The sequence below is a fragment of the Nonomuraea sp. NPDC048901 genome, from assembly GCF_040649695.1.
Taxonomy (GTDB): Bacteria; Actinomycetota; Actinomycetes; order Streptosporangiales; family Streptosporangiaceae; genus Nonomuraea.
Window position 1 is genome coordinate 298,265 of the sequence record NZ_JBEZFW010000003.1, and the last position, 22,819, is coordinate 321,083.

At 71.7% G+C, this 22,819-nt stretch carries 21 protein-coding genes; 17 read left to right on the forward strand and 4 right to left on the reverse strand.

Annotation, left to right across the window (positions count from 1 at the left end; all coding sequences use genetic code 11):
- Positions 1-14 precede the first annotated feature (14 nt).
- The 14 genes from AB0C30_RS11070 to AB0C30_RS11135 are packed head-to-tail and all read left to right on the forward strand — an operon-like array spanning position 15 to position 14,075.
- Complete coding sequence (locus AB0C30_RS11070) at positions 15-2,261, forward strand: beta-ketoacyl-[acyl-carrier-protein] synthase family protein (RefSeq protein ID WP_357942041.1); 2,247 nt, start codon at positions 15-17, stop codon at positions 2,259-2,261.
- On the forward strand, positions 2,258-3,022 hold the full coding sequence (locus AB0C30_RS11075; RefSeq protein WP_357942043.1) for a nitroreductase family protein: 765 nt from the start codon (positions 2,258-2,260) through the stop codon (positions 3,020-3,022). The genes AB0C30_RS11070 and AB0C30_RS11075 overlap by 4 nt, the downstream gene beginning before the upstream one ends.
- Positions 3,019-4,260 (forward strand): FAD-dependent oxidoreductase, encoded by a 1,242-nt coding sequence (locus AB0C30_RS11080; protein ID WP_357942045.1) that lies wholly within the window; start codon positions 3,019-3,021, stop codon positions 4,258-4,260. The genes AB0C30_RS11075 and AB0C30_RS11080 overlap by 4 nt, the downstream gene beginning before the upstream one ends.
- The gene (locus tag AB0C30_RS11085) at positions 4,257-5,123 is read left to right on the forward strand and encodes an alpha/beta fold hydrolase (RefSeq protein ID WP_357942047.1); all 867 of its coding nucleotides are present in this window, start codon (positions 4,257-4,259) and stop codon (positions 5,121-5,123) included. The genes AB0C30_RS11080 and AB0C30_RS11085 overlap by 4 nt, the downstream gene beginning before the upstream one ends.
- Before the next feature lie 52 nt (positions 5,124-5,175).
- The gene (locus AB0C30_RS11090; RefSeq protein ID WP_357942049.1) at positions 5,176-6,081 is read left to right on the forward strand and encodes an ACP S-malonyltransferase; all 906 of its coding nucleotides are present in this window, start codon (positions 5,176-5,178) and stop codon (positions 6,079-6,081) included.
- Positions 6,078-6,503: a phosphopantetheinyl transferase gene (locus tag AB0C30_RS11095; RefSeq protein ID WP_357942051.1), complete on the forward strand. Its 426-nt coding sequence runs from the start codon at positions 6,078-6,080 to the stop codon at positions 6,501-6,503. Before AB0C30_RS11090 ends, AB0C30_RS11095 begins: the two co-directional genes overlap by 4 nt.
- 1 nt (position 6,504) lies before the next feature.
- On the forward strand, positions 6,505-7,365 hold the full coding sequence (locus AB0C30_RS11100; protein ID WP_357942053.1) for an ester cyclase: 861 nt from the start codon (positions 6,505-6,507) through the stop codon (positions 7,363-7,365).
- Between the two features lie 11 nt (positions 7,366-7,376).
- Entirely contained in the window at positions 7,377-8,165 is a 789-nt protein-coding gene (locus AB0C30_RS11105; protein ID WP_357942055.1) for an alpha/beta hydrolase, read from the forward strand.
- Positions 8,162-8,776 (forward strand): hypothetical protein, encoded by a 615-nt coding sequence (locus AB0C30_RS11110; protein WP_357942057.1) that lies wholly within the window; start codon positions 8,162-8,164, stop codon positions 8,774-8,776. Before AB0C30_RS11105 ends, AB0C30_RS11110 begins: the two co-directional genes overlap by 4 nt.
- Positions 8,764-9,759 carry a right-handed parallel beta-helix repeat-containing protein gene (locus tag AB0C30_RS11115; protein WP_357942059.1) on the forward strand — a complete coding sequence of 332 codons (996 nt, stop codon included), beginning with the start codon at positions 8,764-8,766 and terminating at the stop codon, positions 9,757-9,759. The genes AB0C30_RS11110 and AB0C30_RS11115 overlap by 13 nt, the downstream gene beginning before the upstream one ends.
- A complete protein-coding gene (locus tag AB0C30_RS11120; protein ID WP_357942061.1) occupies positions 9,756-10,694 on the forward strand; it encodes an ABC transporter ATP-binding protein in 939 nt (312 codons plus the stop codon). The genes AB0C30_RS11115 and AB0C30_RS11120 overlap by 4 nt, the downstream gene beginning before the upstream one ends.
- A 2-nt stretch (positions 10,695-10,696) precedes the next feature.
- Entirely contained in the window at positions 10,697-11,875 is a 1,179-nt protein-coding gene (locus AB0C30_RS11125) for an ABC transporter permease (protein ID WP_357942063.1), read from the forward strand.
- Positions 11,872-13,050, forward strand: a complete 1,179-nt coding sequence (locus AB0C30_RS11130; RefSeq protein ID WP_357942065.1) for an ABC transporter permease — start codon at positions 11,872-11,874, stop codon at positions 13,048-13,050. The genes AB0C30_RS11125 and AB0C30_RS11130 overlap by 4 nt, the downstream gene beginning before the upstream one ends.
- 56 nt (positions 13,051-13,106) lie before the next feature.
- The gene (locus tag AB0C30_RS11135; protein ID WP_357942067.1) at positions 13,107-14,075 is read left to right on the forward strand and encodes a hypothetical protein; all 969 of its coding nucleotides are present in this window, start codon (positions 13,107-13,109) and stop codon (positions 14,073-14,075) included.
- A gap of 53 nt (positions 14,076-14,128) precedes the next feature.
- Here AB0C30_RS11135 and AB0C30_RS11140 read toward each other — a convergent pair whose 3' ends face one another.
- The 3 genes from AB0C30_RS11140 to AB0C30_RS11150 are packed head-to-tail and all read right to left on the reverse strand — an operon-like array spanning position 14,129 to position 17,935.
- Positions 14,129-15,283, reverse strand: a complete 1,155-nt coding sequence (locus AB0C30_RS11140) for a cysteine desulfurase family protein (RefSeq protein WP_357942069.1) — start codon at positions 15,281-15,283, stop codon at positions 14,129-14,131.
- 39 nt (positions 15,284-15,322) lie between these two features.
- A complete protein-coding gene (locus tag AB0C30_RS11145; protein ID WP_357942071.1) occupies positions 15,323-16,207 on the reverse strand; it encodes an LPD16 domain-containing protein in 885 nt (294 codons plus the stop codon).
- 21 nt (positions 16,208-16,228) lie between these two features.
- Positions 16,229-17,935 carry a condensation domain-containing protein gene (locus AB0C30_RS11150; protein WP_357942073.1) on the reverse strand — a complete coding sequence of 569 codons (1,707 nt, stop codon included), beginning with the start codon at positions 17,933-17,935 and terminating at the stop codon, positions 16,229-16,231.
- Between the two features lie 273 nt (positions 17,936-18,208).
- On the opposite strand from AB0C30_RS11150, the gene AB0C30_RS11155 reads away from it, so the two are divergent.
- Genes AB0C30_RS11155 through AB0C30_RS11165 form a run of 3 tightly spaced genes read left to right on the forward strand, consistent with a single transcriptional unit; the run spans position 18,209 to position 21,231 of the window.
- Entirely contained in the window at positions 18,209-18,448 is a 240-nt protein-coding gene (locus AB0C30_RS11155; protein WP_357942075.1) for a phosphopantetheine-binding protein, read from the forward strand.
- A gap of 9 nt (positions 18,449-18,457) precedes the next feature.
- A complete protein-coding gene (locus AB0C30_RS11160) occupies positions 18,458-20,011 on the forward strand; it encodes an acyl-CoA ligase (AMP-forming), exosortase A system-associated (protein ID WP_357942077.1) in 1,554 nt (517 codons plus the stop codon).
- Positions 20,008-21,231: a pyridoxal-dependent decarboxylase, exosortase A system-associated gene (locus tag AB0C30_RS11165; RefSeq protein WP_357942079.1), complete on the forward strand. Its 1,224-nt coding sequence runs from the start codon at positions 20,008-20,010 to the stop codon at positions 21,229-21,231. Before AB0C30_RS11160 ends, AB0C30_RS11165 begins: the two co-directional genes overlap by 4 nt.
- A 117-nt stretch (positions 21,232-21,348) precedes the next feature.
- Here the strand turns inward: AB0C30_RS11165 and AB0C30_RS11170 are convergent, their stop codons facing one another.
- Positions 21,349-22,722: a condensation domain-containing protein gene (locus tag AB0C30_RS11170; RefSeq protein ID WP_357942081.1), complete on the reverse strand. Its 1,374-nt coding sequence runs from the start codon at positions 22,720-22,722 to the stop codon at positions 21,349-21,351.
- Positions 22,723-22,819 lie beyond the last annotated feature (97 nt).

Below are 22,819 nucleotides of genomic sequence, written 5' to 3' on the forward strand. Positions count from 1 at the left end.
AGAAGGAGACAAGCATGGCGCTGCGGCCTGTCGTCGTCACCGGCCTGGGCATCATCTGTGCGATCGGCCGCGATCCCGCGGAGTTCTGGCAGCGGCTCGTGTCGGGCACCGGCGGCCTCACGCCGGTCCTGGACGAGAACTTCGCGGTGTTCGAGGCGCGGCACGCGGGCCAGGTCCCCGACGAGTGGATCGACGGAGGGCTACCGGACTCCGACGCCGGCCTGGACCGTACCGCCCGGCTCGCGCTGATCGCCGCCCGCCAGGCGATCGAGCAGGCGGGCCTGACCGGTGCGGACCCCGACCGGTTCGGCATCATCCTCGGCAAGTGCCAGGCGACCCCCGACGCCGTGGGCCGCTACCAGCCCATGCACCGCACCGAGGACGTGGTCGCGGACCGGCTCGGCATGCGCGGCCCGCGCATCCTGGTGTCCACCGCGTGCGCGGCGGGCGGCAACGCGGTCGGGCTCGCCAAGGACAAGATCCTCACCGGCGAGGCCGACGTCGTCCTGGCCGGGGGCGTGGATCCGCTGCTGTTCGGTACGTACGCGGGCTTCGCCGGGCTCAAGGCGCTCAGCACCGGCCCGTGCCGCCCGTACAGCCACTCCGACGGGCTCAACCTCGGCGAGGGAGCGGCGTTCCTGCTGCTGGAGCCGCTGGACCGGGCGCTCGCGAGAGGCGCCACGCCGCTGGCGGAGGTCGCCGGCTACGGCCTGTCGGCCGACGCCTACCACGCCACCGCGCCCGACCCCACCGGGCGGGGAGGGGCGAGCGCGGTACGGCGGGCGCTCGCGGACGCGGGCCTGACCACGGACGACGTGGGCTACGTGAGCGGCCACGGCACCGGCACCCCCGCCAACGACGCGATGGAGGCCAAGGTCATGCGGGTGGTGTTCGGCGAGCGGGCCGGACGGGTGCCCACCAGCAGCATCAAGTCGTTCGTCGGCCACACGCTGGGCGCCGCGGGCGCGGTGGAGGCCGTCGCGAGCGTGCTGGCCCTGCGGCACGGCACGGCGCCGCCCACCATCGGCTTCGACGCCGACGCCGTACCGGGTGACCTGGACTTCGTGCCCAACGTGGCACGGGAACTGCCGATCGACACGGTGGTGTCGAACAACTACGCGTTCGGCGGCAACAACGTCTCGCTCGTGCTGACGACGCCACGAGCCGCGCGGGAGTACGACGAGCTGCCGGAGGCGGCGGCCGTGATCACCGGGCTTGGACCCGTCACCGGGCTGGGCACCGGCATCGGCGAGGTGGCCGAGGCGATCGTCACCGGGCGCCAGGCGGCCGGGCAGGCGCCGTCGCTCGACGGGCGGACGTTCGCGCCGCGCTCGCTGTGGCGGCACATGAACCACCTGTCCAGGATGGCTATCGCCGCCTCCCGGCTGGCCTGGGAGGACGCCGGGCTGCAGCTGCCCAGGAAGGAGCTCGACGACGTCGGGCTGGTGTTCGCCACGGGCGCCGGGTCGGCGGAGAGCACCGGCGGGTTCGACGAGAGCATCGCCGCCAACCCGAACAAACCGGCCGTGCTGAGCTTCTCCAACGTCGTGCTGAACGCCACCGGCGGCGCGGTCTGCCAGACGCTCGGCCTGCGCGGGCCCACCACCACGATCTGCAACGGCGGCGCCTCGGCCTCGATCGCCCTCGACTGCGCGCTGGAGATGATCAGGGCGGGCAAGGCGGACGTGGTGCTGGTGGTCGCGGCCGACGAGACGGTCACCACGACCGTCGGGGACGCTGTGGTGTCGCCGTACGACCGGCGGCACTCCGGCACGGTTCCCGGGTCGGCGGCGGTGGCCTTCCTGGTGGAGTCGGCCGAGCACTGCACGAGACGCGGCGGTCGGCCGTACGCCCGGGTCATGGGGACCGGCCACGCGAGCGGCGGGGATCTGGTGGCGCGGGTGCTCGCCCGGCTGCCCGAAGCCCGGCCCGAGCTGGTGGTCGGCGCGGGCACCGGGGTCCCTGGCGACGCCGAGGAGTCGGCCGCCGTGCTGACGGCTCTGCCCGACGCCGTGCTCACCACGTCGGCGGGCCTCACCGGCGACTGCCAGGCCGCGACCGGCGCGATGAACATCGCCATGGCCGCCCTGGCGATCCGTGACGGGATCGCCCCCGCCCTCACCGGGCTCGTCGAGCCGCACGCGGGCGAGCCGACTTCGTACGTGACCAAGCCGGACCTGCCCGACCCGATCGGCCAGGCGCTGGTGCTGACCGCCGCGCCCGGCTCGGTGCGCGGGGCCGTACTGCTGGGGGCGCCATGACTGTGATCCTGAAGTCGGAGATCCTCGGGCCCGCGCAGGCACCGCCCTTCGACGTGGCCGAGACGGACCGGTTGCTGACCACCACCCGGTCCGTGCGGCGGCGGCTCGACCTGGACCGGCCCGTGCCCCGCGAGGTCGTACAGGAGGCTCTAGAGGTCGCCGTCCAGGCCCCGACAGCCAACAACCACCAGAACTGGCGCTGGCTGGTCATCACCGATCCGGCGGTCAAGGAGCGGATCGCCGAGATGATCTCGACGTCCTGGACGTTCCACCGCAACGACATGTGGACGAACGCGGGCAGACGCCGCAACAACCGGCAGGCCCGCAAGAACTACGACTCGGCCGAGGCGCTGGTCGAGACCATCGGGCGGGTGCCCGTCCTGGTCATGCCCTGTGTCCTGGGCCGCCCGCCGGACATCGAGGCCATCAACACGGCCTGGGACCGGCGGATGGCCGACAAGGTCCCCGAGGACCCGGGACACCTGGTCCAGCACGGCCCGATGCGGGCGAGCATCTTCTACGGCTCCATCTTCCCGGCGATCTGGTCGTTCCAGCTGGCACTGCGCAGCCGGGGGCTCGGCAGCACGATCACCTGCATGCACGTCCCCCACGAGCGTCAGGTGGGCGAGCTGCTCGGCATCCCGACCGGGGTCACCCAGGTGTGCCTGATCCCGGTCGCCTACACGCTCGGCACCGAGTTCCGGCCGGCGGATCGGTACGGGGCCCACGAACGTACGTACTGGGAGAGGTGGGAGGCATGACCGTCGACTACGCCGACGTCGTCATTGCCGGAGGCGGCATCGCGGGCGCCTCGGCGGCCTGCAAGCTGGCCGCCGGCGGGCTGTCCGTCGTGCTGCTGGAGAAGCAGGAGGAGTACCGGGACCTGGTCCGCGGCGAGTGGCTGGCCCCCTGGGGGATCAGGGAGGCGCAGCGGCTGGGCGTCTACGACTGCTTCGGGGCGGGCGGCGGCTGGGAGATCCGGGAGTGGATGACCTGGGACGAGGCCGTCACCGAGGACGAGGTCGAAGCGGTGGACATGACCCGCTTCATCCCCGGCATCGGCGGGCCGATGTCGTTCCCGCACCACCAGGTGTGCGAGCTGATGGCGGCGCAGGCCGTGGACAGCGGCGCCCGGCTGGTGCTGGACGCGGCCAGGGTCACCGTCACGCCGGGTCGCGAGCCGGTGGTGACCTACCAGACCGAAGAGGGCCCGCAGGAGATCCGGGCCAGGATGGTGCTCGGCGCCACGGGCCGGGGCAACACCGTCGGCCGTCAGATCGGCGTCCGGATGCGCAACTCCATGCACCACTGGGGCGGCGGCATGATGGTCGAGGGCATGGACGGCTGGCCCGCCGACGTCCAGGCCATGGGCACCGAGGGCGACGTCATGTTCATGGTCTTCCCCCAGGGCTACGGCCGGGCCCGCCTCTACCTGAACTTCCCCACGGTCAACAAGCTCCGCTACCGCGGCCCCGGCGGCGTCGAGCGTTTCCTGGCCGCCTTCGAGCTCGACTGCCTGCCCGACAGGGGCAAGGCGGTGACCGAGGCGGTCCCGGCGGGCCCGCTGTCGGTGTGGCCGTCGGTGTCCAGCGTTCCCGAGGGGCCGCCGCTGACCGAGGGCGTGGTGCTGATCGGCGACGAGGCCGGCAACGCCGACACCGTGCTCGGCACCGGGCTCTCCTGCGCCCTGCGCGACTCCCGTACCGTCTGCGACATCCTGCTCGGCGGCGACGACTGGTCGCCCGCGGCGTTCGCGCCGTACCTGGAGGAGCGGGACTTCCGCCTGGAGCGCCTCGACTTCGGCGCGTCGATCATCAGCAGGCTGCACGTGGAGTTCGGGCCCGCGGCCACCGAGCGGCGGCGCCGGGTCCGCAAGCTCATGGCCAAGAACTTCGCCGCGCAGGTGACCGGGCTGCTCAACATGGTCGCCCCCGAGGACGTGCCGGAGTTCGGTTTCAGCGAGTTCTTCGCCGAGCGGTTGTTCAGGGAGACGGCATGAACAAGAAGAGAGTCCAGGTCAACGACGTCGAACTCGCCTACGTGGACGAGGGCGAAGGCGATCCCGTCATCCTGCTGCACGGCTTCCCCGACTCCTCCTACCTGTGGCGGCACCAGATCCCGGCCCTGGTCGAGGGCGGTTTCCGGGTGATCGCGCCGGACCTGCGCGGGTTCGGCGACTCCGGCAAGCCGCAGGAGATCGAGGCGTACGGGATGCAGACGATCGTCAACGACGTCGTCGCCCTGACCATGAAGCTCGGCATCCGCCGGCCGCACATCGTCGGCCACGACTGGGGCGCGGCCATCGCCTGGATGTACGCCTTCCTGATGCCCCGCAGGCTCGACCACCTCGCGGTGTTGTCGGTCGGGCACCCGGGCGTCTTCGCCACTCCTTCGCTGGAGCAGCGGGCGGCCTCCTGGTACATGCTCTTCTACCAGTTCCCCGGCGTGAGCGAGGAGCTGCTGCGGCGCAACGGTTGGCGGCTGTTCAAGGAGATCATGGGCCGCGACGGCGACTACGACCGTTACCTGCGCGACCTGGCCCGGCCCGGCGCCCTGACGGCGGGCCTGAACTGGTACCGCGCCAACCGCTCGCCCGAGGCCGAGCTGCGGCCGGCCCGCCCCTTCCCGCCCGTGCTGGCGCCCACGCTCGGCATCTGGGGAGCGGGGGACAAGGCGCTGCTGGAGGAGGGCATGTCGGCCTCCGGCAAGTACGTGAAGGGGCCCTGGCGCTATGAGCGCGTCGAGGACGCGGGCCACTGGCTCCCGCTCGACGCCCCCGATGAGGTGAACAAGCTGCTCCTCGGCTTCCTCGGCACCGAGCAGGCCGCGCACGAGGAGAGGCGACCGCGCAGGCGGCTGTAGGCGAAAGGAGAGTTTAGGCGAGAGGGAGTTTAGGCGAAAGGAGTGCTGCGCAATGCTTGGATTTCTCTTCCCAGGACAAGGCACGGTCCGTGTCGGTATGGGTGCGTGGCTGCGTCGCAGACCCGTGGCGCGAGCGCGGCTCGACGAGGTTGACGCGCTGCTCGCACAGCCCATCACCCCGCTGTGCGCTCGCGGGCCGCTGGAGCGGCTGGTGGCGACCGAGCACGCGCAGGTCGCGGTGACCGCGTGCAACCTGGCGGCGCTGACCGTGCTGCTGGAGGAGGGATTCGAGCCGCTCGTGGTCGCCGGGCACAGCGTCGGCGAGCTGAGCGCGCTGCACGCGGCGGGCGTGCTCACGCTCGCCGACACTGTACGGCTGGTCGAGCTCAGATCCCGGCTGATGGCCGAGGTCGGCGACACGGGCGGGATGCACGCGGTGATGGGGCTGCCGGTCGAGGACGTCGAGGCGCTGGCCGCAGAGGCGGGCTCCGCGGACGAGCCGCTGGTCGTGGGCCTGGAGAACGCGCCCGGCCATGTGGTGGTCTCCGGCGCGCTGCCGGCCCTGGACCGGCTGGGCAAGCTCGCCACCCGGGCCAGCAAGATCGTGCCGCTGCGGGTGGGCAACGCCTTCCACTCACCGCTGATGGCGGCGGCCGTTCCCGCCTGGGCCGAGGCGGTGCGGGCCGCGCCGATGAGCGAGCCCCTCGTACCCGTGGTCCCGAACGTGACCGGCGAGCCCACCACCGACCTCGCCACGCTCAGGGACGCGCTGATCGCCCAGCTCACCGGCCGGGTCCGGTGGACGGACACGGTGAACGCGGTGGAGGAATTCGCCCCTGGCGTCGAGGTGGGCGACAGCAAGGTACTCGCGGGCCTGTCGCGCCGGGCGGGCGCGCGCTGCCTGAGCCTGGCCGAGCCCGCCACCCTCCGGCGATTGTCCAGGGAGATCGCGGCATGAACCGGTGGGGCAGCGCGATGGTCGGCTTCGCCGGGCTCTCCCGGCCTCAGGAGCTGGTCGGCGACATGCGCCTCGAAGAGGTGTACACGGCGGCCGAGCGCCTCAGGTCCGGGTACGGCCGCACGCTCCAGCACTGGGCCGGGCGTCTGGCGGGCAAGTACGCGGTGCTCCGCCTCCTCGGTGTCTCTCCTACGGCCGAGCACCTCGGCCAGGCGGAGGTGCTGCCCAGGCCCACCGCCAACTGCGCGAAGACCGCCGTCTGCCACACCGGGCACCCGCCGGCCGTCCGGCTCGCCGGGGCGCTGCGCGCGGCGGCGGGGTCCGGCCAGCAGATCCGGCTCTCGCTCAGCCACACCGACGGCAAGGTGCTCGCGGTGGCCGTCGCCTCCGCGCGCCTGCCCGAAGACGAAGACGAGGCATGACATGGACGCCAGGAAGGCCGCCGAGCGGCACCTTGAGGCGTGGCAGGCCGGTGACCCCGAGGCCGTGGCCGCCACCGCCGCCTCCTACAGCGACCCCGATTCCGGCGGTGAGTTGAGCGGGGCCGCGCTGGCCGCCCACGCCGCCGACACGCTGGCCCGCTTCCAGCGGCCGAGATTCCTGGTGGACGAGGTCGTCGGCGACGGCGAGGCCGTCACGCTCTGGTGGACGCTCCAGGCCGACCATCGGGCCCCCTACCTGGGCATGCCGGCGGTCGGCGGGAGCGTCGGCGTCCAGGGGAGCGACCTGGTGACCCTCGGCCCGGACGGTCCGCGCGTGCGGCGCCGCTTCGACCGGCTGGCGGTCGCGGAGGCGCTCGGCTACTCGGCCCGGTTCGTGCCGGCGGCCGACGCGGAGACGGGCGGGGTCAGGCAGTTCGGCGTCAGCGCGCGCGTCCCCAGCGGGCGCACCGAGCCGCCGGGCGTACTGACCCTGACCTGGCTGGAGGTCCGCGACGACGCGGAGGCGGCGGACGTGGACCTGCTCAGCGTGGAGGTCGTCAAGTCGCTGCGGGCCTCCAAGGGCTTCCTCGGCCTGGCGACGTTCGACGTCGGCGACCGCAAGTTCACCGTGACCGCCTTCGACCGGCCCGAGTCCGTCCGCGCGGTGCACGCCCGGCCGCACCAGCGGAGCATGCGCCGCTTCTTCAAGGGCGGCCTGTGCACCCGGGTGCTCACCAGCGTCTGGATCCCCTCCGACATCCGCGAGTACGCCCGCTGCCCCGACTGCGACACCGTCCTCCGGGTCGGACCGGACGCCGCCTGCGGCTGCGGGTGGATCCCGGGCGACGCCTCCCTACTGTGACTGGAGCCTTCATGTCCGACTTCACCACCGAGCACCGGCTCGGCGACCGCGAGGGCGGGCCCGCCGTGGTCTTCATGTCCGCGCTGTTCGCCGGCGGCTGGATCTGGGAGCACCCCTACCGCTACCTGGCGGAGGCCGGCGTGCCGGTGCTGCGTACGCACGAGGCGATCTGCGCGCTCGACCGCCGGGTGGCCGGCTCGATCGAGCGGCTCGGCGACGCGCTGCTGGCCGCCTGCGACGAGGCCGGCGTCGAGGACCTGGTCCTCTGCGCCAACTCGCTCGGCGGCCTGGTCGCCATCGACCTGGCCGGCCGCCGCCCCGAGCGGATCAAGGGCATCGTGGTGAGCGGCGCCCCCGGACTGACCCCCGACCCCGACGTCGGGCTGAGCTTCGACCGGCGGGCCAGCGTGCAGCCGTTCGGCGACGACTTCGGCGTCCGCATGGTGTCCGCGCTCTTCCACGGTACGGAGCCCTACTTCACGCGGGCGCAGATGGACGAGGTCGGCACCATGCTCCGGCAGCCGGAGTCCATGGTCAGCATGGCCCGCAGCCTCAAGGCCACCCGCCGCTACCAGGTGAAGCCGGCGCTGGACAAGGTCCGCTGCCCGTCCCTGTACGTCTGGGGCCGGCACGACCGGATGACGCCGGTCGGCCCTTGGCTGGAGCTGCTGGCCGACTATCCGGAGAACGACGTGGTGGTGGTCGAGGAGAGCGGGCACATTCCGATGATCGAGCGGCCGGACGAGTACAACGCGGTGCTCGAACCATTCGTGGCCCGCTGCGCGAAGGTCGCGGCATGACGCTGTCAGCCGGGCAACAGCTCATGCGGCCGGCCACCCCTCCCATGTTCCCTCCCGTGCTGGTCGGGGTGGACATTGTGGACGCGGACCGGCTCGCCAGGGCGGCCGGGCGCGGTGGTGCCGTGTTCACCGAGCACCTCACCACGCCCGCCGAGCGCGAGCTGGGCGCTGAGGAGGTGGCCTTCTCCGTCAAGGAGAGCTTCATCAAGGCGGTGGGCGGGCGTCCGCCCGGCTTCACCTGGCACGACTTCGAGGCCCGCGCCGGGCGGCCCGCCGCCTGGGCGCGGCGGCTGCTCGACGAGGCGGCCGCGGAGCTGACCGCCTCGACCGGGCTCGCGCTGACGGGCGGCTCGTCCTTCGCCGTCCGGGGTGCGAGCGAGCAGGCGGCCCTGGTACGGCTGGCGCCGCGCCGGAGCCGGGTGGCCGGGGCGGCCCGGTGGGGGATGGGCGCGGGGCTGCTCGTCTCCCTGGCGATCGTGTACGCCGACGGTCTCGGCGACGGTGATGGCGACGTGCATGCCGACAGCATCGGCGACGGATACGCCGACGGTGACGGCGACGTCTACGGCGGTTTCGGCGACAGGGAGGGAGACCCAGGATGTCCCAGGTGAAGCCCGGTGAGTCGATCCAGCGGGCGCTGGACGAGGCGGGCGCCGGAGCGACGATCGAGCTGGCGGCGGGCATGTACGCGGAGAACGTCTGGATCAGGCACCACGGCGTGACGCTGACCGGCGCCGGGGCGGGCCGTACGGTGCTGGTCCCGGGAGACGCCGTCCCGGCGGGGATCCCGAAGCTGCACGACGCGGCGGCGGACGTCGTCAGCGGCATCAGCCTGCACGGCGTCGGCGACGTCACGATAGCCGGGCTGAGCGTGCACGGCTCGACCGGCGCGGGGATCTACGCCCACACCGTGACCGGCCTGACCGTACGGAACGTCGAGACGGCCGGCAACGCCGTCTGGGGCGTCTACGTACGCGAGTCGAGCCGGTGCGAGGTGACCGGCTGCACCACGTCAGGCAGCCAATACGGCGGCATCGCGCTCAGCTTCTGCCCCGAGGCCGATGGCCTGGTGGCGGACAACGAGAGCTTCGCCAACGCCTTCGGCATCTTCGTCGACAACTCCTCCCGCGTCCGGGTGCTGCGCAACTCCTGCCACGGCAACGCCGCCGGGCTGCTGATGCTCAACCAGACCTACGAGGGCGAGCCCGACGGCGGCGTGCGCGACTGCCTCGTCTCGGGCAACGATCTGTACGGCAACGGCCTGGCCGCGGGCGGCGACGCCTCCGACGCGCTGGGGGCCGCGGGCCCGCCGATCTCCGGCGTGGGCCTGGCGCTGATCGGGACGCACCGGGTCAGCGTCGTGGACAACCGGATCCACGACAACCATCCCAGCGGCGAGTCGGTCATGGGCGCCGCGTTCGTCATGGGCTCGTCCAAGGACTGGGGAGGCGACGACGCCGTGGACAACCACATCCTGTGGAACCGGGTGACCGGCAACAGCCCGCTCGACCACCAGCTCGGCGTCGACCTGGAACGCCAGGTCTGCGCGGGCAACACCAGCGACAAGGGCGAGCCGGACGGGTGGGGCCGATGACCGCCACCCTGGCGTGTACCGGCCTGAGCAAGCGGTTCGGCGACGTGCTCGCCGTACAGGACGTGGGGTTCGCCATCGCCCCCGGCGAGGCGTATGGCCTGCTCGGGCCGAACGGCGCGGGCAAGACGACCACGATCTCCATGCTCGTCGGCCTGCTCAAGCCCGGCACCGGGAACGTGACGGTATGCGGCACGGACCTCGCCGCCGAGCCGCTGGCGGCCAAGGCGAAGATCGGCTACGTACCGCAGGAGATCGCGCTCTACCCGGAGCTGACCGGGCGGGAGAACCTGCGCTTCTTCGGCCGGCTGTTCGGCCTGCCGCGACGGGAGCTGGCGGCGCGCATCAGCGAAGTGCTCGACCTGGTCGGGCTTTCCGACCGGGCCGACGGCAAGCTCGGCACGTACTCGGGCGGCATGAAGCGGCGGATCAACATCGGCGCGGCCCTGCTGCACCGGCCCGAGGTGCTCATCCTCGACGAGCCGACCGTCGGCGTCGACCCGCAGAGCCGCAAGGCCATCCTCGACGGCGTGGAACGGCTGGTCGCCGACGGCATGGCCCTGCTCTACACCTCGCACTACATGGAGGAGGTCGAGCGGGTCTGCGACCGGGTCGGGATCATCGACCACGGCCGGATCGTCGCCGAGGGCACCCGCCACGAGCTCGTCGCCATGGTCGGCAGCGCCGACAAGATCGAGCTGATCCTGGACGGTGACGTGGACGGCGCGTTCGACAAGCTCCAGGCGCTGGAAGGCGTCGTCGAGGCGGTCAGGACCGGCACCGGCTCGGTGCGGCTGCTCGCGGAAGGCGGCCGGTACGTGCTGCCCGCGATCATCACCGCCGTGGACGGCCGCGCCACCGTGACCGCCGTCGAGGTCATCGAACCCGACCTGGAGGCCACCTTCCTCCACCTCACCGGCAGCAAGCTGCGGGACTGATCATGCTGAGACCCCTTCTGTCCGTCGCCGCGCTGGAACTGCCTACCCGCCTACGCGATGGAACGGCCCTGGTGGTCGCGCTGATCGTGCCCATCGCGCTGGCCACCCTGTTCGGCCTCGCCCTGGGCGGGGACGACCCGCCGCTACGGGCCACGATCGGCTTCGTCGACCTCGACCGCGGCGAGTTCTCCGCCAGTGTGCGGCGGGAGGTCATGTCCAACGAGCAGCTCAAGGGCACGCTGACGCTGCGCGACCTGCCCAGCAGGCAGGAGGCGCAGCGCTCGCTCGACGCCGGTGACATCGGGTCGGCCATCGTGTTCCCGCAGGGGTTCACGAAGAGCGTCGGCGCGGGCTCGGGCGGTCAGGTCGCGGTGCTCACCTCCGCCGAGTCGCCGCTGGCCGGCGTGGTGGCGAACGCCATCGTCGACCGCATCTCCTCGGTGGTGGACGCCCGCACGCTCGCGGTCCGCGCCTCGCTGGCGTACGGCGTGCCCGGTGACCGGGTGAAGGAGCTGGTGGAGCGTAACGGCGCCGCCGGGCCCGGACTGAGCCTGGCCGACGACCCCATGGAGGGCGGCAAGATCGACCTGTCGGTGTACTACGGCTCCGGCATGGCCGCCCTGTTCGCCTTCTTCGTGGTGGGCGCCTCGTTCAGGAGCCTGCTCACCGAGCGGCGGCAGGGCACGCTCGACCGGATGCGGGCCGGGCCGATCCCGCAGTGGACGCCGATCGCCGGCAAGGCCATGGTGGGGTTCGGGCTGGGCGTGGTCAGCGTCGTCGCCACCTGGGCGTCCTCCTCGCTCATCTTCGGCACCAGCTGGGGTGACCCGGTGGCGGTCTTCGCGCTGCTGGTCGCGCACGTGCTCGCCGCCGCCGCGATCACCATGCTGGTGGCCAGCCGGGCCAAGACCGACGCCCAGGCCGACGGGGTGACCATGGTCGTCTCGTTCGTGATGGCGTTCTTCGGCGGCAGCCTGGTGCCGCTGTACAACCTGCCCGGCTTCCTGCAGAAGGTGGCGCTGCTCACCCCGAACGGCTGGACGTCGACCGGGCTGATCCGGCTCGCGGGCTCCGGCGGGGGACTGACCACGGTGATCGTCCCGATCGGCGTGCTGTGCGCGATCGCGCTGGTGGCGGGCGGCCTGGCCGCGGCCGGCTTCAGGAAGGGGCTGCTCGGATGAGGCCACAAGAGGCCGTGCGGATTCGGATCAGGCCACGTCCCATCCTCGCGCTGGTGGCGGCGAACCTGCGCCGGCTCTCCCGCGACAAGGTCGGCCTGTTCTTCATGGTGATCATGCCGTTCGTCAACATCGTGTTCGTCGGCATGGCGCTCGGCGGAGGCGCCGTGGGGGCCGCCAAGCTGCCCGTCGGCGTCGTGGCCGACGGCTCCGACCCCGTCTCGGCCGCCGTGCTCAAGGAGCTGCGCGCGCACCCCGACCTCGCCATCACGACCGTGGCGACCAAGCAGGACCTCCAGTCGGGCGTACGCGAAGGGTCCCTCGCCGCCGGGCTGGTGATCCCGGCCGGCTCGACCAAGCTCGAACTCGTCATGACCCAGATGAACGGCAGCGGCATGGCGGCCCGCAGCGCCGTGGACGTCGCGGTCGGCCGGGTGGCCGCCGTACTCGAGGCCACCAGGGCCGTCGAGGCCGCGGGCGCCACGCCCGCGCAGGCCGCCGCGCGCGTGCGCGAGGCACAGGCCGACTCGGGCCGCGTCGCGGTCGTCGGCTCCGGTACGCCCGGCGCCACACCCAGGGGTTTCGCCTACACGGCCCCGGCCAACCTGCTGCTGTTCACCTTCATCAACTCCATGGCCGTGGCCGCCGCGCTCGCCGAGAGCAGGCGGCTCGGGATGATCCAGCGCGCGCTCACCGCCCCGGTCAGGCGCCGGTCGGTGCTCGCGGGGGAGGCGCTGAGCAGGTTCGTCGTGGCCGTCGCGCAGTCGCTGTTGATCATGGTGGTCAGCTCGCTGGTGTTCGGCGTGTCGTGGGGTGACCCGCTGGGCGTCGCCGCGGTGGTCGGCTCGTTCTCGCTGGTGGCGACCGGTGCCGCGATCCTGGTCGGCAGCCTCGTACGCTCGCCCGCGCAGGCGCCCGCCATCGGCCCGCCGCTGGGCATCGTGCTCGGCATGCTGGGCGGCTGCCTGTGGCCCAGGGAGTCGGCGGGGGACTTCCTCAACTCGCTCGGCTATCTGTTCCCGCACGCCTGGGGCATGGACGCGCTGCTGGCGCTGACCAAGCCGGGCACGGGCATCGGCACGGTGCTCCCCGAGGTCGCCGTGCTCTCCGGGATGGCGGCGGCGCTGCTCGGCCTGTCGCTGTTCCTGTTCAACCGCCGCACCCGAACCTTCACCTGAGAGTTCCGTTGAGTTGATGGGAGACCATGATGACGACTATTCCATTCTTTCCGGGAATGGCCCCCGTGGGCGGCGACCACGCCACCGACGTTTATCGTTACGCGGCCCGCAAGGGCGCGATCGAGGCGCTTGAGGTGGCCGCCGTCGATCTCGGCATTGGCCTGCATGAGATGCACGAGGCGGTGGCCCATCTGGTGGAGAACCGGCTGCTCATGATGGAGGACAGGGCGGGCCGCCGGTTCGTCCCCGTGGATCCCGAGGTGGCCGCGGCTTCGCTGGTGTCTTCCGTCGAACGGGAGATCTACCAGCGCCGGGAGCTGATCGACCAGATCCGCGAGCGGATCAACGTGTTCCGGCAGGACTACACCGGCAGGACCTCGGCGCCCAGCGCGATCGAGTATCTGGTGGGGTCGATGGAGGTCCGGGGCTTCCTCAAGACGGCCGGCGACTCGTGCCGGGACGAGGTGCTGGTGCTCCAGTCGAGCTTGACGGACGCGGACGAGCTGTCGCAGGCGTACTCACCGCTGCTCGGGCGGGGGATCACCGTGCGCATCATCTGCCAGCACCGCAACCGGGCCGATCTCGCCACCCGGATGCGGATGAAGAAGCTGACCGACGCGGGGGCCTCGGTGTGCACCGTCAGCCACATCCCGCGCTCGGCCGTGGTGTTCGACCGGTCGCTGGTGGTGCTGTTCGGGCTGTCGGACGGGGAGACCAACGTGGCGCGGGTGCACAACCATGGGGTCGCGCAGTTCCTGCTGGACCTGTTCAACCACCTGTGGGAGACGGCCACGCCGCTGGAGGGCGTCGAGGCCGGGTACGCCGACGTGGCCGACGACCTGCAGCAGGCCATCGCGGCGCTGATGGCCAAGGGCTACACCGACGAGGTCGTGGCACGCAAGCTGGGCATGTCGGTACGCAGCTGCCGCCGGCACATCGCCACCCTGATGCGCGACCTCGACGCGACCAGCCGATTCCAGGCCGGGGTGCAGGCGGCCAGGAAGTTCCTGCCCAACGGGGCATGACAAGTGTTCGGTCGTCTGTGCGGGCCCGCCCCCGGCGGGCCCGCTGCCGTACGTCATGTGGCCTGCATCGCGACCGACACCTCGGCCAGGTCCAGGGCCCGCTCGCAGACCAGCTCCACCCCCCGCACCAGCTCGTCGAACGCCATGCGCGGGTCGAGGCACATCCGGATGGAGCTGTTCGCGTCCTCGGCGCTCACCCCGATCGCCGTCAGGACGTGTGACGGCTCCTGGGAGTCGGAGTTGCACGCGGACCCGGTGGACACGGCCACGGTACGCAGGCTGGAGACCAGGCTCTCCCCCCGGACCCCGGGCAGCACCAGGTTGAGCACATGAGGCACTCCGTTGAGCGGATCGCCGTTGATCCGTACACCCGGAAGACGGGTGGTGATCAGTTCGAGGGCCGCCTCGCGCAGCCGTACGGCCCGCATCCAGTCGTCGTCGAGCCGCCGCAGCGCCAGCTCGCACGCCTTGCCCAGCCCGACCACGAGGTGCGTCGGGATGGTCCCGCTGCGCAGCTCGTACTGGCCGCCGCCGTACGTGATCGGCCGCAGGCGTACGCCGGGCCGCACGTATAGGGCGCCGATGCCCTTCGGGCCGCGCACCTTGTGCCCGGAAATGGACAGCGTGTCCACGCCGGCCTCGACCACGTCGATCGGGATCCGGCCGGCCGCCTGGGCGGCGTCCACGTGCAGCAGGCAGCCGACCTCGTGGCAGAGTGCGGCCAGCTCCGACATCGGCTGTATGGTGCCGATCTCGCTGTTGACCAGGGCGGCCGTGGCGACACGGGAGTGGACGTCGAGCTGGTCGGTCAGCCGGGTCAGGTCGATCAGCCCGTCCTGGCGTACCGCCATCGTGCGGGTCTCGATGCCCCGCCCGGCCAGCGCCCGGCCGATGGCCAGCGCGGACTTGTGATCGGTCGGGCAGAACAGCGCGTTGACGGGCGCGCGCTCCTCATGGGCGAACATGCCCAGCAGCGCGATGTTGTTGCTCTCGGTCGCGCCGGAGGTGAAGACGATGCCGCGCGGATCGGCGCCCAGGAGCTCGGCCACGGACACGGCGGCGAGGTCCACCGCGCGGCGGGCCCGCTTGCCGAGGACGTGCGGCGAGGACGGGTTGCCGAAGTCCTCTCTCAGGTACGGCAGCATCGCGTCGACCACTTCGTCGTCCACGCGGGTGGTGGCGCAGTTGTCCAGATAAATGATCTTCATGGGCGGCCCGTCACTTTCGGTGGTCCGTCTCGCGCCGCGTCAGCTCCTGAACGTGCTGACCGTCACGAGCTTCGAGTAGATCTCGTCCGTGGACATCTCCCCGCTCCCGCCGGGGTCGGCGATGATCACCAGCATGTCCGAGAGGCGGTAGAGCTCCAGGGCGATGTCGACGCCCGTCTGGACGGGTGCGAGACACTCGCCAGGCGCGAAGATGACGATCGCCCGGTAGCCGGCGTTGTGCACCTCGGAGATCATCTCGGTGATCTCGCCGGCGCATCCGGTGATGCCGCAGCTGATCAGCGTGCGGTAGTTGCCCTCGTCGTCGAGGAAGGCCACCTCGGTGTCCTTCGTACCCGAGTCGAGGAACCGCTTCTCCAGCCGCCCCTGCTTGACGAACCGGTCGGCGGCCTTCTGGAAGCGGTACTTGAGCCAGGTCTCGGGGAAGGCCAGCGGGTGCTTGCGGCTCGGCAGCACGCGGTCAGTCCCGAATCCGGCCTCGCCCAGGATCCGCTCGTACTCCGCTGGCAGTCCGGTGAAGCGCTCGAAGAACTCCGCCCGCAGCTCGCTCGCCGGGCGGCCCGACGTGGGGACGTACTGCCAGTCGTTGACCAGCAGGAGCAGCCGTGCGTCGGTGCGGGTCCGCGCGTACGACTTGAGGAGGTCGGTCGACAGCTGCCAGCTGTACTCCGGGAAGATCCCCACCCGGCCGGCTATCCGACGCCGCATCACCTCGGACTCTTGCGCCCCGATGACGCCGGGGACGAGCTTCCCCTCGTCCTCGAAAAGCATGAAATGGCCGCCCATGACGACCAGGTTCTCTATGCCGGAGGCGGTCAGCTCACGGTCTATCAGCCGGCGCAGCTCCTCTTCGGAGCCGACGAGCTGGTGGCTCTTGGATACTCGGGCGGCGAGCGCGTCTGTCATGGTGGACCACTCCAGGGTGGGTCAGGGCTGGGTGAGTACGTGCCTCGGAGACTCGATGACGGCTTCCGGGGTGATCTCAGGGGTCAGCTTGCGGGCCAGCGCCCGCAGCGGCTGGGGGCCGGTCAGGTGGTGGACGGAGGCGCCCGCCCATCCGTGGGCCGCCAGCAGGGCCAGGACCCGGGGGATCCGCAGGGCCCGGCCGCCGGCGAGCGTGTAGCTGTCGGACAGATCCACCTCGCCGAGCCCGTTCACCTGCCGGACGACCTCGGCGAGCGCCTGCTCGGCCTCGGGGGCGCTCTCGGGTGTTGTGCCGGGGGCGGGTGTGCTGCGGGTCGCCGGTGCGCTGAAGGCGGCGAGGCGCGTGACGTCGCTGATCCGGATGTCGGCACCGGCGAGCAGGACGGTCTCGTAGCCGCGCAGGAAGCGCTCCATGTCACCGGCTCCCATGACCGAGGACCGGGCGTGGAAGCCGACGACGACCGCGTCACGCCACTCGTCGATCCTGAAGTACGTGTCCATCTCCTCATACGCCCAGGCCGTCGGCACCGTCTTCCAGGCGAACGTGGTGCGCCGGGCCCGGGCCTCGCTGGAGCGCTGCTTGATGAAGTTGACCTCCGACCCGAGGCGTACCGGCCGGCCACGCCGCGATCCCTCGCGCGACACCAACTCCACGACCTGGTCGTAGGGCACGGACGAGTGCGTCCGGGCGAGCTCGAAACGCTCGGCCACCCGGCGCAGCAGCTCCTCGAACGTCGGGTCGTCGTGGCAGTCGACGGTCACCAGCATCGGCGCGAACATGCACGTCATCACGCCCGCGTACGGGCCGGGCTCGCGGTTGCCGGAGAACGACAGGTGCGCGACCGTCCCGAGGCCGGTGTAGGCGGCCATCATGGCGGTATAGGCGGTCACGTGGACCAGCGACGGCCACACCTGGTCCGCGGCGGCGATCCGCCGCACGGCGTCGAGCAGCGAAGGAGACGTCAGGGTCGCACTCCGCGCCACCGGCTCACGATCAGGCGTCAGCGGTCTGCCGTCGAGCGCGACCGGCTCGCGGTCGGGGAGCGTCGGGTCGCCGTCGGGGGTGCGTCGGGCGGCGAACGGGTCGGCCGGGAGACGGCCTATCTCCGTGCCCCAGTACGCCAGGGAGCGGGCCGCCACCGCGGTGGCCTCGGCCGACGACTCGTGCCGGGCCAGGTCCGACGGCTGGTTGCGGACGGGTTCCAGCGCGGCCGGTCGCCGGGAGCTGAAGCCGGCGCACTGGACGGTGAGCTCGCGCTTGATCTCCCGGACCGTCCACGCGTCCACGGCCAGATGGTTGAGCACCAGGACGATCTGCTTGGGGACGCCGCCCGTGGTGATGACGCAGGCGCGGATCGGCCAGTCGACGTCGAGGCGGAAGTCAGTGGTGCCGAGCCGTTCGACGATCTCGGCGGGAGCGGGGGTGCCGTCGCGTTCGGTGGTCGCCAGGAGGATCGGCAGCGCGGCCGGCGGGTGCACCTGCCGGCGCGGCTCCGGCCCGGGGTCGAGGTGGTACGTGGTCCGCAGCGACTCGTGGCGGCGCGTCAGGTAATTGATCGCCGCGCGGCAGTTCGCCACCGTGACGTCGTGCGGGATGGCGAGCCGCAGCACGATGTGCGTGTCATGCCGTTCGCCCGGCGGCAGCCGGTGGTATTTCAGCCACATGTAACGCTGGCCCCAGCACAGATTCGCGTTCTTCGCGGCGGACAACTCAGCCTCCCCATGTGCGCCGGTCGCCGGTTAATGTGTTTCATAATCTGCGCCGGTCAGGGGTGCGACAACCGGGCGCCGATGACCGGCTCCGGAAGGCGATTACCTGCCAATGGCTGCGGCGGCTTTTCCAGAATGGCGGTCTTGACGCGTCGTCGCGCATTCGGCCAAGCTCGGAGCGAACAGCATGGAGCGGCTCGGCTTTCGGCCTGAGGTGGCGCGGTGACTATGTTGGAAATACCACCCGAGTTTCAGAATATTCTGCGCTCGCATTTGCCGTACGCGGACGCGGGCGACTTCTCCGCCTCCGACGAGCTGGCGGGCCTCGGGCTCGACTCGATGGGCGTCGTGCGGTTGCTGGCCGACATCGAGGACCGCTACGACATCGAGCTGCCCGACGACCTCCTCAACGAGGAGACGTTCGACACCGTCGGCTCGCTGTGGCGGGCCCTGTCCGCGCTCCTCCACCCCGAAGGAACCGTCGGTGACGAGCGAGCGCCGTTACGATTGTGAGGATCGCCGATGCTGACGCGAGTCGACGACGTGGTGCGGTGCGGTGACCCTGATCGCCCCGCCGTGACGTACCAGGACGAAACGCTCAGCTACGCCGAGCTGGCCCGCCGCGTCGGCCAAGCCGCGAGCGGGCTGCGCCGCCTCGGGCTGCGCCGGGGTGAGCGGGTCGTCGTCTACCTGGAGAAGCGGATCGAGACCGTCGTCGCCATGTTCGCCGTGTCCGCGGCCGGCGGGGTGTTCGTCCCGGTCAATCCGCTGTTCAAGCCGCAGCAGGTGGGCTACGTGGCCGCCGACTGCGGGGCGGTCGCGGTGGTCACCTCGGTCGAGCGGCACCGCCTGGTCGGCGCCCGGCTCCAGGAGGTGGAGTCGCTGCGTCACCTGATCCTCATCGGCGACCGGCCGCGCGTCCCAGAGCCGTTGCCGATCACGACCTGGTCCCAGCTGTGCGCCTCCGACGACGAGGTACCGGCTTCTGAGGAGGCGATCGACGCCGACGTGGCCGCGATCCTCTACACCTCGGGCAGCACCGGCAACCCCAAGGGCGTCGTCCTGTCGCACCGCAACCTGCTCGCCGGCGCCCAAAGCGTCGCCCACTACCTCGGCCACACCCGCGACGACGTGGTGCTCGGCGTGCTCCCCCTGAGCTTCGACACCGGCTTCAGCCAGCTCACCACCTCCTTCATCGCGGGCGCGCACGTCGTCCTGATGAACTACCTGGTGCCCGGCGCGGTCGTCCGCCTGTGCGCCCGCCACGGCGTCACCGGGCTGACCTGCGTACCGCCGCTGTGGCTGCAGCTCGCCACGCAGACCTGGCCGGAGGCGGCCACCCGTCGCCTGCGCTACTTCGCCAACACCGGCGGGCGCCTGCCCAAGCCCGCGCTGGACTCGCTGCGGGCGACGTTCCCGCAGGCCAGGCCGTACCTCATGTACGGGTTGACGGAGGCCTTCCGCTCCACCTACCTCGACCCCGAGCAGGTCGACCGCCGGCCCGACTCGATCGGGAAGGCGATTCCCAACGCGGAGATCCTCGTCGTACGCCCGGACGGCGGCGTCTGCGAGCCCGGCGAGAAGGGGGAGATCGTGCACCGTGGCGCGCTCGTGGCGCTCGGCTACTGGAACGACCCCGAACGCACCGCCGAACGGTTCCGCCCCTACCCGCCGGGCGGCAGCCCATGGGGGAGCGAGCTCGCGGTCTGGTCAGGCGACGTCGCCTACCGCGACGACGAGGGATTCATCTACTTCGTGGGACGTACCGACGAGATGATCAAGACTTCCGGATACCGGGTCAGCCCCAGCGAGATCGAGGAGGCGGCCTACGCCACCGGGCTGGTGGGCGAGGCGGTGGCGTTCGGCGTCGCCGACGACACGCTCGGCCAGCAGGTGGTGCTCGTCGTCAGCGGGCCGGGCGGCGCGTCGTGCGACACCGAGACGCTGGTCAAGGCGCTCGAACGCGATCTGCCGCGCTACATGGTGCCGCGCCGGGTGGTGGCGCGCGACCGGCTGCCGAGATCGGGCAACGGCAAGTTCGACCGTACGGAGCTGCGCAGGTCGGTGACCTGGTGACCGCCATCCCGAGCGGCTGGTACGGCAGGTACGACAGCCAGCTCACCGTGGGCGGTATCCCTGTGGAGCGGCTGGCCGCCCGCGTGGGGAGCACGCCGTTCTTCGCCTATGACCGGGAGCTGGTCAACCGGCGGGTGGCGTCGGTGCGCGCGGCCCTGCCCGTGGAGGTAGAGCTCAGCTACGCGGTGAAGGCCAATCCGATGCCGGCCCTGCTCCAGCACATGAGCGGCCTGGTCGACGGCTTCGACGTGGCCTCGGCGCAGGAGATGCGGCACGCCCTCGACACCCCGGCGCCCGCCTCGCGGATCAGCTTCGCCGGGCCCGGCAAGTCCATGGCCGAGCTGACGCAGGCGGTCGCCGCCGGAGTCACCGTCGAGCTGGAGTCCGAGCTGGAGGTGGAACGGGTCCGGTCGGCGAGTGCCGCCGTGGGCGTTCCCGCGCGGGTCGCGCTGCGTGTCAATCCCGACTTCGCGATCCGCGGCTCCGGCCTGCGGCTGGGCGGCGGGCCGCAGCAGTTCGGCATCGACGCGGAGCGGATCCCCGCCGTCCTGGCCGGGCTGACCGGCGATGACCTCGACTTCCAGGGCTTCCACGTGTTCGCCGGGTCGCAGAACCTGCGGGTCGACAACATCTGCGAGGCGCAGCGCCGTACCGTCGAGCTGATTCTCGGCTTCGCGGACGCGGCGCCCGGGCCCGTGCGCTACGTCAACATCGGCGGCGGCTTCGGCATCCCGTACGCGCTGCGCGACCGGCCGCTCGACCTCGGCCCGATCGGCGACAACCTGGCGCGGCTGGTCGACGCGCTGGTCCGGCCGCGGCTGCCGGAGGCGCGGCTCGTCGTCGAGCTGGGGCGCTATCTGGTCGGCGAGGCCGGCGTGTACGTCACGCGCGTGGTGGACCGCAAGGAGTCGCGCGGCAAGGTGTTCGTCGTCGTGGACGGCGGCCTGCACCACCAGCTCGCGGCCTCGGGCAACTTCGGTCAGGTGATCAGGCGCAACTACCCGATCGCGGTGGGGAACCGGATGGACGACCCGCCCGAGGAGCCCGTGACCGTGGTCGGCTGCCTGTGCACCCCGCTCGACCTGCTGGGGGACGACGTCTCGCTGCCCAAGGTGGGGGTGGGGGATCTGATCGTGCTGTTCCAGGCCGGTGCGTACGGGCTGACAGCGAGCCCCACCGCGTTCCTGAGCCACCCGGCGCCGGTTGAGGTGCTGGTCTGAGCCCGGAATGAAAGCAGGCCCGCAGTGTCACTGCGGGCCCTTTGGCGGGTGCTTTGTCGCTGTGAGCGGAATCCGTGGGCCGGCGCGGCGGGGGCTGTCGCGCCGGCCCACGGACGTCTAGTGCGGCGGCGCCGGTACCTCGGAGGGGAACAGCGACGGCGGCAGGCCCTCGCTCCTGGCGCTCCACAGGTCCTTCAGGCACGTGTCCGGGTCGGTCGCCGCGAGCTGTACGCCGAGCGCCATCGCCCGCAGGATGTCGGTCGCGGCCTCAGGCGGGATGACCGTCGGATCCGCGAGCAGCATGACGCTGGTGAGACCGCCCTGGACCGCCACCCGCACCCGGAACGCCTGGCCGTACTGCTGAGCCAGTGGCGTCCAGACCAGCTCGGCGGGGGTCGGGTCGGCGGGGTTCAGCGGGGCGCGGTCGATCTGCATGTAGTTGAACCAGCTGCGGAACAGGTGGTTGAACCAGCAGTCGTGCCCCGGCTCCTGCCCGCTGTGCGTGGCCGCGTCGGCGGCCAGCGCGGCGACGCGGTCGAAGTCGTAGCAGGAGTAGCGGTACGTGCGCGCGCTCGCCCAGTGCCAGCGCTTGACGTGCTCGGCCAGCGTGGCGCCCGGATCGACGGTGGCGCTGACCGGGATGAGCTGGTTCATGGTGCCGACGACGTGCTGGTGCTCCTCGGCGAACCGGTTGGAGGCCATCAGGCTCATCGTGACCCGGTCGGTGTCGGTGTGCCGGGCCAGGCCGGCGGCGATGAAGGCCATCAGCACCGCGGGCGGTGTCACGCCGTGGCGCTTGGCGGCCTCGGCGGCGAGCCCGCCCAGGCGGCGTGAGTGCAGCGTGGCCTCGATCCGGTTCCGCTCGGCGCGGGCGGGGAGCGTGGGCAGCTCGTCCATCAGGCCGTCGGTGAGCACGCGCCGCCAGTAGCGTTCTGAGCTCTCCTGCTGGCCGCGCCACGACTCGTCGCGCTGCCGGTGGGCCAGCTCGCGCAGGGTGGGACCCATCTGCGCGTCGGCATCCGGATCGACCACCAGGGCGCGGAACTGGTCCTGCAGATGATGGATCGACCACACGTCCACGATCAGGTGGGAGAACGACAACGCCAGGAAGACCGGGGCCCCGTCGGTCGTGACGAGCACGCCGCGCCAGGGCAGCGCGTCGGTCATCGGGAACGGGATCGTGGCCAGCTGCTCCTTCGTACGCTCCGGATCGCCGCGGTCGGTGATCACGCGGTCCACATGCTCGACCGGCGGCGTCACCGTCCGGTGGACGCGCTGCACGGGTTGTCCGTCTCGTACGTGGTAGGTGGTGCGCAGGCATTCGTGCCGGTCGACGAGCCGCCGCAACGCCGTCGTGACCCGGTCCAAGGGAAGGCCGCGCAGGTCCCAGGTCGTGGGCAGGTTGGCGTCCCGCATCCAGTCCTCGGGGTAACGCTCCACTTCTCGCCAGCTCCATAGCTGGCCGTTGCTCAGGGGGGCGTCGACGGGCATGTGGTCTCCTCGTGAGCTGTTGCGGACCGCTGACAGTGGCCCCGCCGACGGCTCTCCACCGCGCACGTACTGCGGATCGCACCGAGCGCCCGGTAAA

What these genes read in the sequence shown, in the direction of transcription:
- AB0C30_RS11070 (WP_357942041.1), top strand. Translation starts at nt 15, where the DNA reads ATGGCGCTGCGGCCTGTCGTCGTCACCGGCCTGGGCATCATCTGTGCG.
- AB0C30_RS11075 (WP_357942043.1), top strand. Translation starts at nt 2,258, where the DNA reads ATGACTGTGATCCTGAAGTCGGAGATCCTCGGGCCCGCGCAGGCACCG.
- AB0C30_RS11080 (WP_357942045.1), top strand. Translation starts at nt 3,019, where the DNA reads ATGACCGTCGACTACGCCGACGTCGTCATTGCCGGAGGCGGCATCGCG.
- AB0C30_RS11085 (WP_357942047.1), top strand. Translation starts at nt 4,257, where the DNA reads ATGAACAAGAAGAGAGTCCAGGTCAACGACGTCGAACTCGCCTACGTG.
- AB0C30_RS11090 (WP_357942049.1), top strand. Translation starts at nt 5,176, where the DNA reads ATGCTTGGATTTCTCTTCCCAGGACAAGGCACGGTCCGTGTCGGTATG.
- AB0C30_RS11095 (WP_357942051.1), top strand. Translation starts at nt 6,078, where the DNA reads ATGAACCGGTGGGGCAGCGCGATGGTCGGCTTCGCCGGGCTCTCCCGG.
- AB0C30_RS11100 (WP_357942053.1), top strand. Translation starts at nt 6,505, where the DNA reads ATGGACGCCAGGAAGGCCGCCGAGCGGCACCTTGAGGCGTGGCAGGCC.
- AB0C30_RS11105 (WP_357942055.1), top strand. Translation starts at nt 7,377, where the DNA reads ATGTCCGACTTCACCACCGAGCACCGGCTCGGCGACCGCGAGGGCGGG.
- AB0C30_RS11110 (WP_357942057.1), top strand. Translation starts at nt 8,162, where the DNA reads ATGACGCTGTCAGCCGGGCAACAGCTCATGCGGCCGGCCACCCCTCCC.
- AB0C30_RS11115 (WP_357942059.1), top strand. Translation starts at nt 8,764, where the DNA reads ATGTCCCAGGTGAAGCCCGGTGAGTCGATCCAGCGGGCGCTGGACGAG.
- AB0C30_RS11120 (WP_357942061.1), top strand. Translation starts at nt 9,756, where the DNA reads ATGACCGCCACCCTGGCGTGTACCGGCCTGAGCAAGCGGTTCGGCGAC.
- AB0C30_RS11125 (WP_357942063.1), top strand. Translation starts at nt 10,697, where the DNA reads ATGCTGAGACCCCTTCTGTCCGTCGCCGCGCTGGAACTGCCTACCCGC.
- AB0C30_RS11130 (WP_357942065.1), top strand. Translation starts at nt 11,872, where the DNA reads ATGAGGCCACAAGAGGCCGTGCGGATTCGGATCAGGCCACGTCCCATC.
- AB0C30_RS11135 (WP_357942067.1), top strand. Translation starts at nt 13,107, where the DNA reads ATGGCCCCCGTGGGCGGCGACCACGCCACCGACGTTTATCGTTACGCG.
- AB0C30_RS11140 (WP_357942069.1), bottom strand. Translation starts at nt 15,283, where the DNA reads ATGAAGATCATTTATCTGGACAACTGCGCCACCACCCGCGTGGACGAC.
- AB0C30_RS11145 (WP_357942071.1), bottom strand. Translation starts at nt 16,207, where the DNA reads ATGACAGACGCGCTCGCCGCCCGAGTATCCAAGAGCCACCAGCTCGTC.
- AB0C30_RS11160 (WP_357942077.1), top strand. Translation starts at nt 18,458, where the DNA reads ATGCTGACGCGAGTCGACGACGTGGTGCGGTGCGGTGACCCTGATCGC.
- AB0C30_RS11170 (WP_357942081.1), bottom strand. Translation starts at nt 22,722, where the DNA reads ATGCCCGTCGACGCCCCCCTGAGCAACGGCCAGCTATGGAGCTGGCGA.